This is a genomic window from Streptomyces sp. NPDC111656 (assembly GCF_055656965.1).
Genome location: NZ_JBVKCA010000007.1, coordinates 202442 through 215449 on the forward strand (window position 1 = coordinate 202442; position 13008 = coordinate 215449).

Genomic DNA, 13008 nt, shown 5'->3' on the forward strand with positions numbered 1-13008 from the left:
GAGAACCGGCCGTGACGACGACCCTGACGAAACCCCCGGCGGACGCGGTACCCGAACCGCCGAAGCGTCTGCGGCGCCCCAAGTCGGCGCGCGCGGGCGGGCAGATGCACGCGGGGCCCCTCGCGTACGTCATCCTCGCGCTGTTCACGATCGGCTCGCTGGGCCCGCTGGTGTGGACCGCGATCGCCGCCTCCCGCGACACCAACCGGCTGGCGCAGTCCCCGCCACCGTTCTGGTTCGGCTCGAACCTCTTCCACAATCTCGACGTCGCCTGGACGGAGGCCAACCTGGGCGAGGCGTTCGTCAACACCACGTTCGTGGCGGGTGTTTCCGCGGTGACCGTCGTCTTCCTGTCGACGCTCGCCGGGTTCGCCTTCGCCAAGCTGCGCTTCAAGGGCCGGGGCGCCCTGATGCTGATCGTCGTCGGCACGATGATGGTGCCGCCGCAACTCAGCGTGATCCCGCTCTACATGATGGTCGCCAAGCTCGACTGGACGGACCAGCTCCAGGCGGTGATCTTCCCGTCGCTGGTGAGCGCGTTCGGGGTGTTCTTCATGCGGCAGTACCTGATCCAGGCGCTGCCGGACGAGCTGATCGAGGCGGCCCGTGTCGACGGCGCGAGCAGCTGGCGGGTGATCTGGCACGTGGTGTTCCCGGCCGCCCGGCCCGCCATGGCGGTGCTCGGCATGCTGGTGTTCGTGCAGACGTGGAACGACTTCCTGTGGCCGTTCCTGGTGCTCACCCAGACCGGCAACCCGACCGTGCAGGTGGCGGTCGCGGGACTCGGCCGCGGTTTCACTCCCGACCAGTCCCTGATCATGGCGGGCGCGCTGCTCGGCACGCTGCCGCTGCTCTTCGTCTTCGCCCTGTTCGGCAAGCAGATCGTCGGCGGCATCATGCAGGGCGCCGTCAAGGGCTGACCTCGTTCGTCGGTGGGAGAAGGGGAGCCGGGCCACCGCCGCCCCGGCCCCTCCTCCCCCTCTTCTCTCCTCCTCGCCCCTCCCCCTCTTCTTCTTACCGTCGGTCTCCACGACCTCCTATGGGAGCGCTTCCATGCCTGAGTCCGCATCGCCCGTGACCTTTCCCCCCGCCTTCCTCTGGGGCGCGGCGACCTCCGCGTACCAGATCGAGGGTGCGGTACGGGAGGACGGCCGTACGCCCTCCATCTGGGACACCTTCAGCCACACGCCCGGCAAGACCGCCGGTGGTGAGACCGGTGACATCGCTGTCGACCACTACCACCGCTACCGGGACGACGTGGCGCTGATGGCGGAGCTGGGCCTGTCCGCGTACCGCTTCTCGGTCTCCTGGTCCCGGGTGCAGCCGACGGGCCGCGGTCCCGCGGTCCAGCGCGGCCTGGACTTCTACCGCAACCTCGTCGACGAGCTGCTCTCGCACGGCATCAAGCCGGCCGTCACCCTCTACCACTGGGACCTCCCGCAGGAGCTGGAGGACGCGGGCGGCTGGCCGGAGCGCGACACGGCGTTCCGTTTCTCCGAGTACGCGCAGATCGTGGGCGAGGCGCTGGGTGACCGTGTGGAGCAGTGGATCACCCTGAACGAGCCGTGGTGCAGCGCGTTCCTGGGCTACGGCTCGGGTGTGCACGCGCCGGGCCGTACGGACGCGGCGGCCTCGCTCAGGGCCGCCCACCACCTGAACCTGGCGCACGGCCTGGGCACCACCGCGCTGAGGTCCGCGATGCCGGCCCGCAACACGGTCGCGGTCAGTCTGAACTCGTCGGTGGTCAGGCCCCTTTCCCAGGCCCCGGCGGACCTGGCGGCGGTCCGGCGCATCGACAACCTGGCCAACGGCGTCTTCCACGGCCCGATGCTGCACGGAGCCTACCCGGAGGGCCTGTTCGCGGAGACCTCCTCGATCACGGACTGGTCGTACGTCCTGGACGGCGACCTCTCGGTGATCAAGCAGCCGCTCGACGCGCTCGGTCTGAACTACTACACCCCGACGCTGGTGTCGGCGGCGGAGAAGTCGGCGGACGGGCCGCGCGCGGACGGGCACGGGGCGAGTGCGTACTCGCCGTGGCCGGGTGCGGACGGTGTCGCGTTCCACCAGACTCCCGGTGAGCGTACGGAGATGGGCTGGACGATCGACCCGACCGGCCTGCACGACCTGATCATGCGCTACTCGCGGGAGGCCCCGGGGCTGCCGCTGTACATCACGGAGAACGGCGCGGCCTACGACGACAAGCCGGACCCGGAGGGCCGCGTCCACGACCCCGAGCGCATCGCGTATCTGCACGGCCATCTGGCGGCGGTGCGCGGCGCGATCGCCGACGGCGCGGACGTGCGGGGCTACTACCTCTGGTCCCTGATGGACAACTTCGAGTGGGCGTACGGCTACGACAAGCGGTTCGGGGCGGTGTACGTCGACTACGCGACCCTGGCCCGTACGCCCAAGTCCAGCGCGCACTGGTACGGACAGGTGGCGCGAACGGGTTCGCTGCCGCCGGCGGCGTCGGCCGGCGCCGAGTAGGTCATTCGGTTCCTTTGTCCCGGGGGAAGCGGGGGAGGGGGCGCGGCACCTGAGGGGGGTGCCGCGCCCCCGACGCGGTCGAGCAGAATGGGACGGTGACGCCAGTTCAGGACACCCCGCCGTCCCCAAGACCCGACGATCCGTCACCACGAGGGCGCCGCCCGGGGGTTGTGCCGCCCGTCGTGTTCGGCTGCTGCCTGGTGCTGATCGGGGTGTGGCTGCTGCTGGGGCCCATGCTCGGGGCCCGGCACGAGGAACGGGACTTCAGGGCCGCGGTCGCCTGTCCCGAGAAGACGGACTCGACGGGTCCCGAGGACTGTCTGCGTACCGTGAGCGCGCGGATCGACCACACCGAAGTGGTGACGGGCAACAGGTCGACGTCGTACCGGCTCTACGTCACCGAGGCCGACGGCAAGGGCGACCGCGCGCGGATCAGCGGTTCCGGTCCGAAGTCCCCGAAAGCCTGGTCCGGGGTGCGGGTCCAGGTCACCCAGTGGCGGGGGAAGATCCGGTACGTCGACTTCCCCGCCGGGCGCCGGTACACGCAGGCCGACCCCCGCAACACCTATCGGCTCTTCTACGCCGGGGGTCTCGGTCTCGTCCTCTTCGGCGTGGGGATCGTCCTGAGCGTGTTCTGGTGGTCGCGGGTGTCCGCCGTCTCTCCTCGGAGCTACCCCTGGCAGATCACGCCCGCCGCGACGGGCCTGCTCGTCCTCGTCTGCGCCGGTGTCGTGGCGCCCCTGGCCGTCGACGGGGTCGGGGCCCCGCTGCTGGTCGCCGCGTCGGCCGCGGTCCTCGTCCTGGTCGGATGCGCCGGGGCCTACCAGCTGCTGCGGCGGCGGCACAGGGGCGGTGACGACGCCGTCGTGGTGACGCCGAAGGTCCCGGAGACGGAGCAGTGTTTCCAGGGTGGCGTCCTGGGCGAAGGCGGCGACAGGCCCTACGGCGGGGGCGGCTATCTGGTGGCCGGTCCCGGTCTTCTGGTGACGACCCCGGACCCGACCGGCAAGTTCGCCCGCCGGACCGTACCCGCCACCGTGGTCCCCCAGCGAGTACGCCCGCCGTACTGGACGGATCCGCACGGCGGCGACTACGGCACCGACACGCTGGTGGTGGAGTGCCGGGACGGCGACTCCCCGATACTCATCGTGACGAAGCAGGAGAACGTGCCCTGGATACTGGGGGCACTGCAGCCACTGCCCACCACGTCCTGAGCGACGACGGACCCCGCCGGCCGGCCCGACAGAAAGTGGCCTCGGCGCCTTCGGGAATGCCCCCGGCGCGCCTGTCGAAGGGGGCCTGGGCGACCGCGCGGCGCAGCTCCGACGGGGTGGGCGCGCCCTCCCGTCCCGGGCCCCGCAAAGCCCCTTCACACCTCTCCGGGAAGCCGCCCTGACCTGGCCTTTCGTGGCCTTCGGGCCTACCGTTCCCCCATCCTGGAAGGGGACCGTATGGACCGGAACATACGCACCGTCGACGACGTGCTGAAGTTGCTGGACGGCCTGTTCGCGCCGGGGGCCGATCGGTGGACGGTGGGTGGCGCCGCCTGGTGGGACGGCTTCTACGCCGACCGCTCCAAGCCCGTACCGTTCTTCGTCGCGAAGCCGGACGAGAACCTGGTCGGATACCTCGACGAGAACCTGATCGCCCCGGGCCGCGCCCTCGATCTGGGCTGCGGCCCGGGGCGCAACGCCCTTCATCTGGCCGCCGCGGGCTTCCAGGTGGACGCGGTCGACCTCTCCCCGACGGCCATCGCCTGGGCGCGGGAGCGTGCGCGCGAGGCCGGGGCCGAGATCCGCTTCCACTGCGGTGACGCGTTCGCGCTCACCGACCCCGACTGGGGCGGCCCGTACGACCTCGTCCACGACTCGGGCTGCTTCCACCATCTGCCGCCGCACCGCCGCGTCAGCTACCTCGCCCTGCTCGACCGCGTCCTCGCCCCGGGCGGCCACCTCGCCCTCACCTGCTTCGCCGCCGGCGCGATGGGCTCCGAACTCCCCGACGAGGCCTTCTATCAGCAGTCCGCACTGCACGGCGGACTCGCCTACACACCGGAGTCCCTGCGCTGGGTCTTCTCCGACCTGACCGAGGTCGAACTGCGCCGCATGCGCGACGAGCCGCCCGAGTCCGGGCTCTTCGGCGAACCCTTCCTCTGGACGGCCCTGTTCCGCCGCGACGGGTGACCCGCCGACGGGGTCGACTACTTGTACGCGCCGAACGCCTTCGAGAACGCGCCCGCGTCCTGCACGATCGAGCTGCAGGTCGCGTCGGCGGAGTTCTTCGCACCGCCGGGGCACTGCTTGTCGCGGGCGGCGGACCACATGGAGAGCCAGCCGAGGCCCTTCGACTTGGCGAAGCCGACCAGTTGGGTCGCGTCGTCGACCTTGAAGGTCTCGGCGGCGACGTCGTTGACCCCGATCATCGGGGTGATGGCGACGGTCTTCCACGCCGCGCTGTCCGACAGCCCGAGGACACTCTTCACCTGGGCCTGGGTGGCGGTGGCGGCCTGCTCGGCGTAGGTGCCCATGTCACCGTTGTACGAGGGGCCGTAGTCCATCGCCATGATGTTGACCGCGGAGATCTTCACTCCGTTCGACTTGGCGTCGGAGACCAGGTTCACGCCGTCCTGGGTCAGGCCCTCGGGCATGACCGGGAGGGTGAAGGACACGTCCAGGTTCGGGTGCTGCTGCTGGAGCTTCGCGATCGCCTTCGCCCGGTTCGTGTTCGCGGTCGTGTTCGGCAGCGCGCCACCCTCGACGTCGAAGTCGACCTTGGTCAGGTTGTACGCGTCCACGGCCTTCCCGTACGCCGCCGCCAGTGCGTCCGCCGACGAGCAGGTCGTCGCCAGCTCCGAGCCCGAGGCGCCGCCGAAGGACACCCGGACGTCGCCGCCCTTCGCCCGCAGCGCGCCGATCTGCGACGCCACGCCGTCACTGGCGAGGTCGGTCACCCCGCCCCACTTCGGCGTACAGCCGCCGCCGTCGGTGATGAAGGCCAGGTTGTAGTCCTTCACACCGGTGGCCGTGGCGCTGCCTACCAGGTCGAAGGCCGGGTAGAGGGAGGTGTCGACGTACGGCGCGAAGCCCGCGCCGGTCGTCGTGCCACTGCCGGTGGTCTGCGAGGCGGAGGGAGTGGGGGTGGGCGTGGGAGTGGGAGTGGCCGTGGGGGTCGGGGTCGACGTGGAGGGCCGGGTGGCGGTCGGGGTCGGGGTCGGGGTCGGCGACTGGGTCGGGCGGCCGCTCGGCTCCGGCGTCGCGCCGTCGTCCACGGAGCACTTGGCGCCGTCGATGACACAGCCCTTCGGGTCCGCGGTGCCGTTCACGACGAAGCCGACGGTGACCGACTCGCCGGCCGCCAGCCCGTCCTTGTCCCAGGACGGCGGCTTGACGGTGACGTGCTGCCCGCTCACCGTCGACGTTCCGTTCCACAGCGAGCTGAGCCCGGCACCCGACGGCAGGTCGAACTCCAGCGTCCAGTCCCCCTTCGCCTGGCCGGTGTCGTTGGTGATGACGTACTGCGCGGTGTAACCCGTCGACCAGTCACTGGTCTTGGTGTACGCGGCACCGACGCCGGCCGCCAGCGCGGTCCCGGAGAACAGGAAGGCGCCACCACCGACCACGGCCGCGGCGACGATCCCGCCTATCGCCTTGTTCCTGCCACTGACCTTGCGCCGGTGCGTAGTGCTCATCGCGGGTGCCTGCCTTCGCCGTTCACGGGGGGATGGGGGTGCGGCAGCACGCTAGCGATCCGAAACCGGGCAAAACGCCTGATCGGGACGGTCATTGGCGATCTTATGGTGCGCTTAAGGAAGGCATCGGGGGCGGTTAAAGGTAGAGACCAATTCGCCTCACACCCGGCTCGCGCCCACGCCCCATCTGCGACGCCGCACGGACCCCCTGTGCCCGCGCCGCACCGGAGCCCGCCCGTCCAGCTGGATCCATATGCGCACCTCGGTGCCGCCCAGCACCGACGAACCGATCCGCACGTCCCCGCCCGTCGACTCCGCGAGCCGGCGCACGATGTCCAGGCCGAGGCCGGTCGAACCGTCGCTCCCGGAACCCTTCCCGCGCGCCATCGCCGCCTCCGGGTCCACTATGCCCGGGCCCGCGTCCGACACCAGCACGATCACCGCGTCCTCGCCGTTGTGCACGTCGACCGCGAAGGCCGTGCCCTCGGGGGTGTGCCGGAACACGTTCCCGAGGAGTGCGTCGAGCGCGGCGACGAGGTCGGCCCGGGCGACGGGTATCCGTACGGGACGGTCCGCTCCCGCGACTCGCACCTTGCGCCCCTCGTCCTCGGCGAGCGCCGACCAGAAGTCCATCCGCTCGCGGACGACCTCGGACGCGTCGCACCCGGCGCCGATGACTGTCGCCGCCGTCTGCGGCTTGGCCTCCCGGGCCGTCCGGATGATCGTGTCGACCTCCCGCTCCAACTGCGCCACCGCCGCCCGCGTCTGCTCGGCGGCCGGCCCGTCACCGAGCGAGGCCGTGTTGAGCCGCAGCACGGTCAGCGGGGTGCGCAGCCGGTGCGAGAGATCAGCGGCCAACTCCCGCTCGTTCGCCAGGAGTTGTACGACCTGATCCGCCATCGAGTTGAACGCCACCGCCGCCAGCCGCAGTTCGTTCGGCCCCTCCTCGGGCACCCTCGCGCCGAGCTTCCCCTCCCCCAGCTCGTGCGCGCCCTCGACCAGCCGCTGTGCCGGCTGCACCATCCGTACCCCCAGCCGGTCGGCGACCGCGACCGAGCCGATGATGAGCGCGACCCCGACCGCGGCGAGCACCGCCCAGGCGGTGCCGACCCCGTTGCTGACCTCGGACTCGGGGACGTAGACCTCGACGACCGCGATCTCGCCGGAGCTCAGCGCGGTGGGCTGGAGCAGGGTGGAGCCGCCGGGGACCTCGGTGGTGGAGGCCCGGCCGATGCTGCGTGTGGTCGCGATGTCCTTGGCGGAGGCGCGCTGCCGTCCGATGTCGACCGCCTTGACGCCGTCGCTCGCCGGTATGTGCACGGCCATCCCGTCGTCCGAGCCGGCTGAGGCGACGACCCGCTCCAACTGGTCCCGGTCGGTGGTGATGGACAGCGCGGGCGCGATGGCCGCGGCCTGCCGCTCGGCGTTCGAGAAGGCGCGGTCCCTGGCCATCTCCTTGATGACGAGCCCCAGGGGGACCGCGAAGGCCACCACGACCATGGTGGTCACCGCCACGCACACCTTGACCAGTGCCCACCTCATCGCGGCGGCTCCACGCTCGGTGGTTCCAGCTTCACGCCGACCCCGCGGAGCGTGTGCAGATAGCGCGGCCTCGCCGCCGTCTCGCCCAGTTTCCGGCGCAGCCACGACAGATGGACGTCGATGGTCTGGTCGTCCCCGTACGACTGCTGCCACACCTCGGCGAGCAGTTCCTTGCGCGCGACGACGACACCGGGCCGCCCGGCGAGAAACGCGAGCAGGTCGAACTCGCGCCGGGTGAGGTCCAGTCGGGCGCCGTCCAGCTCGGCCTGGCGGCGCAGCGGGTCGATGGACAGGCCGCCGACCCGGATGACCGGCGACGCGGGCGCATCGCCCGTCGACCGCGAGCGGCGCAGGACCGCGGCCATCCGCGCGGACAGGTGCTCGACCGAGAACGGCTTGGTCAGATAGTCGTCCGCCCCGTCGTTCAGCAGGCGGACGATCTCCGTCTCGTCGTCCCGCGCGGTGGCGATGATCACCGGGACATCGGTGATTCCGCGCAGCATCTTCAGCGCCTCGGCCCCGTCCAGATCGGGCAGTCCGAGGTCCAGGATGACGACGTCGAAGGAGAAATGGGCGACCTCGCGCAGCGCCTCAAGGGCGGTGCCGACACTGCGCACCGTGTGCGCGGCTTCGGTCAGATGCCGGATGAGAGCGCTGCGTACGAACTGGTCGTCCTCGACCACGAGCACACTTGCCATGCGCCGCACCGTACGCCATCTGTGCGATGCCGGTCCGGTGCCTGTGGACAACTCGGCCCGCCGTCCTGTCCCTAGACACGGGAGACACCCATGGGGCGCGTGAGGCAGTATGGCTGGCGATGCTCAGAGGATTCGTACACGTACTGGCTTGGTCGCTCGCCACGGGCGCGGCGGTCACGCTGTCGTGGTGGGGCGTCCACACGGTCATGACGGGGACGGCCTACGATCCGCCGCGCGCGCTGCCCATCATGGTGGGCGGGAAGACGACGCAGGAGGCCAAGGCGCTTGCCCCGTCGACGAGTCGGCCGTCGGCGAGTCCGAGCCCCTCCGCCTCGAAGCCGTCGGCGAGTCCGCGGCCGAGCGCGACGCCGGTGCCCTCGACATCGCCCTCCGCCGACCCGAGTCCGAGCACCTCCGGACCGGTGGGGCAGGTCAAGAGTTACGACACCGACGGGGGGCGGGCCGTCTTCGATCTCGGCACGACCTCCGCGACGCTCGTCTCGGCGACGCCGGGTTCGGGGTGGTCGATGCAGGTGTGGAAGACGGAGTCGTGGATTCGGGTGGAGTTCACTTCGGGGGCGGATCGGGTGTCGGTGTTCTGTACGTGGCACGACGGGCCGCCGCGGGTGGAGATCGGCACGTATTAGCTGCGCGGGCTTTGCGGGTCGGGTGCGGGTTTGTTGTGGCTGGGCGTGCAGTTCCCCGCGCCCCTACGGGGCGCTTCACCGGAACACCGATGCCGGCGGGGCCGGGGATGCCACCGCCGCCGCGTCCAGCACCGGCAGCGCTCCCCCGGTGAAGTCGGTGAGTAGTTTGCCGTGTTCGAGTCTCGCCGGGTGGGGGTCCGAGGCGGCGCGGCGGGTGAGTTCGGCCAGGGGCAGGGGGTGGCCGGAGGCCACGAGGACGGCGTTGCCGAAGCGTTTGCCGCGCAGGACCGTGGGGTCGGCGATGAGGGCGAGCTCGGGGAAGACGGTCGCGGCGGTGGCGATCTGGCCGCGCAGGTGGGCCAGCGGGGGGCCGTCGGCGAGGTTGGCGGCGTACAGGCCACCGGGTTTGACGGTTCTGCGGACGTCGGTGAGGAACTCGACCGAGGTGAGGTGCGCGGGGGTGCGGGCGCCGCTGAACACGTCCGCTATCACCAGGTCCGCCCAGCCGTCGGGGACCTTGGCGAGGCCTTCGCGGGCGTCCAGGGAGCGCACCCGGATGCGGGCGTTCGGGTCCAGGGGAAGTTCGCGGCGGACCAGTTGGACGAGCGCCCCGTCGCGTTCGACGACCTGCTGGGTGGAGCGGGGGCGCGTCGCGGCGGTGTAGCGGGCGAGGGTGAAGGCTCCGCCGCCGAGGTGGACGGCATGCACGGGCTTGCCGGGCGGGGCCACGAGGTCGATGACATGGCCGAGGCGGCGCTGGTACTCGAAGCTCAGATGGGCGGGGTCGTCGAGGTCGACGTGGGACTGGGGAGCGCCGTCGATGAGGAGGGTCCAGGCGCGCGGGCGGTCCCGGTCGGGTATCAGCTCGGCGAGGCCGCCCTCGACCGTCTCGACGACGGCGTCGGCGGACGCCTGCCCGCGGCGCGAACCGCGCGACGCGTCACGCGACGCGTCACGCGCGTCGTCGGACCGCTTGTTCCTCGACCTTCCCATCCTGCCATTATCAGGGCGTACAGGGAGGTCGGCGCAGCGGCAACCCGTGGGGGCACCGCCCGGTGTTTCCGGGGTCAGCTGCAGTTGTCCGCGGCCTCGATCAGCCGCGCCGCCTCGCCCAGCGCCGCCCGCAGCACGGCCGGGTCGGTCGCGAGGTCCGCGTCGCCGGGCGGCAGCAGCCAGTCCGAGCCCTCGACCGGGGGCTCGGGTGCCACCAGGCTGAGGCCGCGGCCGTTGGTCTGGGTGCAGGTGCTGCCCGGCATGTCCCAGGCGTCCGCGGTGCCGGGCGGCACCAGGAAGCCGAGGGTGTCGCAGCCGTCGAGCAGGACGGGCCCGACGGAGTCGCAGGAGCCGCGGCGCAGGATGTCGACCGCCTCCAGCCCCTGGCGCGCCGGAACGGTCACGAGGTCGCAGTCGGCGACCGGCTCCGGTGGGGCGTCGCACTCGGGGGACGGCCGGTGCTCGGCGGTCGACAACGGCGTACGAAACTCGGTGCTCTCCATCCCGGTCTCCAACACGGAACCCCTCCTCCTGCACGAGTGGGTCGGGAGTTCGGGTGCGCTCCCGGTCCACCGGGTTCAACGCGTCAGAACGTCAACGGCTACGGCATAACTCAGCCGCAAAGGATGGCAGTTCATGGCGGATCGTGCATGAGATATCCGTTTTGTAGCCAAACCCAGCGTGGTGACACCGTCACAGCAGGTACGTTCTTGCTCCGCCGGGACAGGGCGACACACGCCGCAACACGGACAAACTCGCCTTGAGTCCGGCATGGTTCGACGGTTCGCAAGAGAGGGCCCGGCCATGGCGTCGTCAGCGGTGACCTCGTCCCAGTCCCCCCGGCCACCACGGCCGAATCTCGCCTTCCGGCGGCTGCGCGGACAGCACTCGCCGGGCGAGTTCGCCGCGGCGGTACGGAGGGCCGCGCGCGAGATCGGGGAGCGGGTCAGCTGTGACGCGCGCTACATCGGGCGGGTCGAGGCAGGCGAGATCCGCTGCCCCAACTACGCGTACGAACGGGTGTTCTTGCACATGTTCCCCGGCCGCACGCTGACCGACCTGGGCTTCTCGCCCCGCTCATCCGTACGCGGCCGAGGGGCGCGCGACACGGACGAGGCGCCCCCTCCCCACACCACGAGCCCGACGTACACCACCGGTGAGACGGAGGAGACGCACGAGACGTATGACACGCAGGACCCGTACGACACGCACGAGAACCACGAGGAGAGCGACGTGCAACGTCGCGCATTCATGACTGGAGGCACCGCCACCATGGCGGCGGCCTCACTGGGCCCCTTCGGGATCACCTTCGGCGCTCCGGCCGCGGCCGCGGACCGTCGGGCTCACCGGGTGGGGACGTCCGAGGCGGGCGCCCTCGAAGAGGCCGTCCGCCGGATCCGGCTGCTCGACGACCGGCACGGGGCCGACGGCCTCTACCGGCGGGCCGCGGCGCCGCTGCGGACGGCCTACGAACTGCTCGACGCGGGCACCACCCGGCAGACCACCGCCGACCGGCTGTACGCGGGGGCGGGCGAACTGGCGATCTCGGTGGGCTGGTTGGCACACGACTCCGGACGCTTCGAGGACGCGCGCTCGCACTACGCCGAGGCGCTGGCGACCGCCCGGATGTCAGGCGACCCGGCCCTCGAGGCGCACGCCTTCTGCAACACGGCGTTCCTGGCACGCGACGCGGGGCGCCCGCGCGAGGCGGTGCGCGCGGCGCAGGCGGCGCAGCGCGCGGCACGCCCCCTCGGCTCCCCGCGGCTGCTCTCCCTGCTCGCGCTGCGCGAGGCGGGCGGCTGGGCCGGACTCGCCGACCGACCGGGGTGCGAGCAGGCGCTCGTCCGCGCGCAGACGCTCTTCGAACGCGGCCCCTCGGAGACCGATCCCGAGTGGATGACCTTCTACGGAGAGGCCGAACTGGAGGGTCTGGAGGCGCAGTGCTGGTCGACGCTGGGCGACTGGACCCGCGCGGCCCGGCACGCCCGGCGCGCCGCGCACCTCCAGGACCCGCACTTCACCCGCAACATCGCCCTCTACACGGCCGAGCTCGCCGACGACCTCGCGCGCGGCGGCCGCCCCGACGAGGCCGCCCTCGCCGGTCTGCGCGTCCTCGACCTGCTGGGCGAGGTGCAGTCGTCGCGCATCCAGACCATGCTGGCGGGCACCGCGCGCGTACTGCTGCCGCACCGCCGGGCGTCGGGTGTGTCGGCGTTCCTCGAGCGCCACGCAAGTCTGCCGCGGATCTCGTGATCCCGGCCGCAGGCCGGTGCCTACGCGGTCAGGTGTCCGCAGTCGTTCCACGTCTCGATCGCGGGCTCTCCGTAGGCCCAGCCGAGCACCGACAGCGAGGTCGGGTTGAGGCGGATACGGGCCGCGAAGTCGAGCGGGAGGCCGAGCCAGCGGGCGCCGATCGAGCGCAGGATGTGCCCGTGCGCGAAGACCAGCACGTCCCGGTCCTCCGCGCGGGCCCAGGCGACGACCTCGTCCGCGCGCGCGGTGACCTGCTCCAGGCTCTCCCCCTCGGGGACGCCGTCGCGCCAGATGAACCAGCCCGGGCGCACCGCCTGGATCTCGGCCGGGGTCATGCCCTCGTACGCGCCGTAGTCCCATTCCATGAGCGTGTCCCAGGTGGTGGCACGCTCGCCGAAGCCGGCCAGTTCGCACGTCTCACGCGCGCGTGCCAGCGGACTGGTGCGCACCTCGACACCGGAGAGCCCGTCGAAGGGCGCCCGGTGCAGTCGCTCCCCCAGCACCTTGGCGCCGCGGCGGCCCTCTTCCAGGAGCGGGATGTCGGTCCTGCCGGTGTGCTTGCCGGACAGTGACCACTCCGTCTGACCGTGCCGGGCCAGCAGGATGCGCGGTGCCATGAAGAGAAGCCTTTCCGGTGCGCGTGGAGGACGTACGGGACGAGGAGGAGACGCGGACCTGAGAGATGGGTCGTTCCATC

General features: G+C 71.6%; 12 protein-coding genes. 6 read left to right on the forward strand and 6 right to left on the reverse strand.

The annotated features are described in order from the left end of the window. Positions 1-11: 11 nt before the first annotated feature. From ACZ7M3_RS22470 to ACZ7M3_RS22485, 4 genes are all read left to right on the forward strand, one after another. Entirely contained in the window at positions 12-920 is a 909-nt protein-coding gene (locus tag ACZ7M3_RS22470; RefSeq protein ID WP_067380947.1) for a carbohydrate ABC transporter permease, read from the forward strand. Between the two features lie 133 nt (positions 921-1053). Beyond that, entirely contained in the window at positions 1054-2490 is a 1437-nt protein-coding gene (locus ACZ7M3_RS22475; RefSeq protein ID WP_472065433.1) for a GH1 family beta-glucosidase, read from the forward strand. 170 nt (positions 2491-2660) lie between these two features. Beyond that, positions 2661-3704 carry a hypothetical protein gene (locus ACZ7M3_RS22480; RefSeq protein WP_472065434.1) on the forward strand — a complete coding sequence of 348 codons (1044 nt, stop codon included), beginning with the start codon at positions 2661-2663 and terminating at the stop codon, positions 3702-3704. 237 nt (positions 3705-3941) lie between these two features. Then, positions 3942-4673 carry a class I SAM-dependent methyltransferase gene (locus ACZ7M3_RS22485; RefSeq protein ID WP_351298091.1) on the forward strand — a complete coding sequence of 244 codons (732 nt, stop codon included), beginning with the start codon at positions 3942-3944 and terminating at the stop codon, positions 4671-4673. Between the two features lie 17 nt (positions 4674-4690). Here the strand turns inward: ACZ7M3_RS22485 and ACZ7M3_RS22490 are convergent, their stop codons facing one another. The 3 genes from ACZ7M3_RS22490 to ACZ7M3_RS22500 all read right to left on the reverse strand — a co-directional run bounded on the left by ACZ7M3_RS22490 (position 4691) and on the right by ACZ7M3_RS22500 (position 8418). Then, positions 4691-6178 carry a glycoside hydrolase family 18 protein gene (locus ACZ7M3_RS22490; RefSeq protein WP_472065435.1) on the reverse strand — a complete coding sequence of 496 codons (1488 nt, stop codon included), beginning with the start codon at positions 6176-6178 and terminating at the stop codon, positions 4691-4693. Positions 6179-6337: 159 nt separating this feature from the next. Further along, a complete protein-coding gene (locus ACZ7M3_RS22495) occupies positions 6338-7720 on the reverse strand; it encodes a sensor histidine kinase (RefSeq protein WP_472065436.1) in 1383 nt (460 codons plus the stop codon). Next, positions 7717-8418, reverse strand: a complete 702-nt coding sequence (locus tag ACZ7M3_RS22500; protein WP_472065437.1) for a response regulator transcription factor — start codon at positions 8416-8418, stop codon at positions 7717-7719. Before ACZ7M3_RS22500 ends, ACZ7M3_RS22495 begins: the two co-directional genes overlap by 4 nt. A 119-nt stretch (positions 8419-8537) precedes the next feature. Between ACZ7M3_RS22500 and ACZ7M3_RS22505 the strand changes: the two genes are divergently transcribed. After that, positions 8538-9065 (forward strand): hypothetical protein, encoded by a 528-nt coding sequence (locus ACZ7M3_RS22505; RefSeq protein ID WP_472065438.1) that lies wholly within the window; start codon positions 8538-8540, stop codon positions 9063-9065. Positions 9066-9140: 75 nt separating this feature from the next. Here ACZ7M3_RS22505 and ACZ7M3_RS22510 read toward each other — a convergent pair whose 3' ends face one another. Further along, positions 9141-10058: a spermidine synthase gene (locus ACZ7M3_RS22510; RefSeq protein WP_472065439.1), complete on the reverse strand. Its 918-nt coding sequence runs from the start codon at positions 10056-10058 to the stop codon at positions 9141-9143. Between the two features lie 74 nt (positions 10059-10132). Next, the gene (locus ACZ7M3_RS22515; RefSeq protein ID WP_472065597.1) at positions 10133-10561 is read right to left on the reverse strand and encodes a hypothetical protein; all 429 of its coding nucleotides are present in this window, start codon (positions 10559-10561) and stop codon (positions 10133-10135) included. 301 nt (positions 10562-10862) lie between these two features. Here ACZ7M3_RS22515 and ACZ7M3_RS22520 point away from each other — a divergent pair, with 301 nt between their 5' ends. Further along, complete coding sequence (locus tag ACZ7M3_RS22520; protein WP_472065440.1) at positions 10863-12311, forward strand: hypothetical protein; 1449 nt, start codon at positions 10863-10865, stop codon at positions 12309-12311. Between the two features lie 20 nt (positions 12312-12331). On the opposite strand, the gene ACZ7M3_RS22525 is transcribed toward ACZ7M3_RS22520, so the two are convergent. Next, positions 12332-12928 carry a histidine phosphatase family protein gene (locus ACZ7M3_RS22525; RefSeq protein WP_472065441.1) on the reverse strand — a complete coding sequence of 199 codons (597 nt, stop codon included), beginning with the start codon at positions 12926-12928 and terminating at the stop codon, positions 12332-12334. Positions 12929-13008: the final 80 nt, after the last annotated feature.

What these genes read in the sequence shown, in the direction of transcription:
- ACZ7M3_RS22510 (WP_472065439.1), bottom strand. Translation starts at nt 10,058, where the DNA reads ATGGGAAGGTCGAGGAACAAGCGGTCCGACGACGCGCGTGACGCGTCG.
- ACZ7M3_RS22520 (WP_472065440.1), top strand. Translation starts at nt 10,863, where the DNA reads ATGGCGTCGTCAGCGGTGACCTCGTCCCAGTCCCCCCGGCCACCACGG.
- ACZ7M3_RS22485 (WP_351298091.1), top strand. Translation starts at nt 3,942, where the DNA reads ATGGACCGGAACATACGCACCGTCGACGACGTGCTGAAGTTGCTGGAC.
- ACZ7M3_RS22500 (WP_472065437.1), bottom strand. Translation starts at nt 8,418, where the DNA reads ATGGCAAGTGTGCTCGTGGTCGAGGACGACCAGTTCGTACGCAGCGCT.
- ACZ7M3_RS22490 (WP_472065435.1), bottom strand. Translation starts at nt 6,178, where the DNA reads ATGAGCACTACGCACCGGCGCAAGGTCAGTGGCAGGAACAAGGCGATA.
- ACZ7M3_RS22505 (WP_472065438.1), top strand. Translation starts at nt 8,538, where the DNA reads ATGCTCAGAGGATTCGTACACGTACTGGCTTGGTCGCTCGCCACGGGC.
- ACZ7M3_RS22495 (WP_472065436.1), bottom strand. Translation starts at nt 7,720, where the DNA reads ATGAGGTGGGCACTGGTCAAGGTGTGCGTGGCGGTGACCACCATGGTC.
- ACZ7M3_RS22525 (WP_472065441.1), bottom strand. Translation starts at nt 12,928, where the DNA reads ATGGCACCGCGCATCCTGCTGGCCCGGCACGGTCAGACGGAGTGGTCA.
- ACZ7M3_RS22515 (WP_472065597.1), bottom strand. Translation starts at nt 10,561, where the DNA reads ATGGAGAGCACCGAGTTTCGTACGCCGTTGTCGACCGCCGAGCACCGG.
- ACZ7M3_RS22475 (WP_472065433.1), top strand. Translation starts at nt 1,054, where the DNA reads ATGCCTGAGTCCGCATCGCCCGTGACCTTTCCCCCCGCCTTCCTCTGG.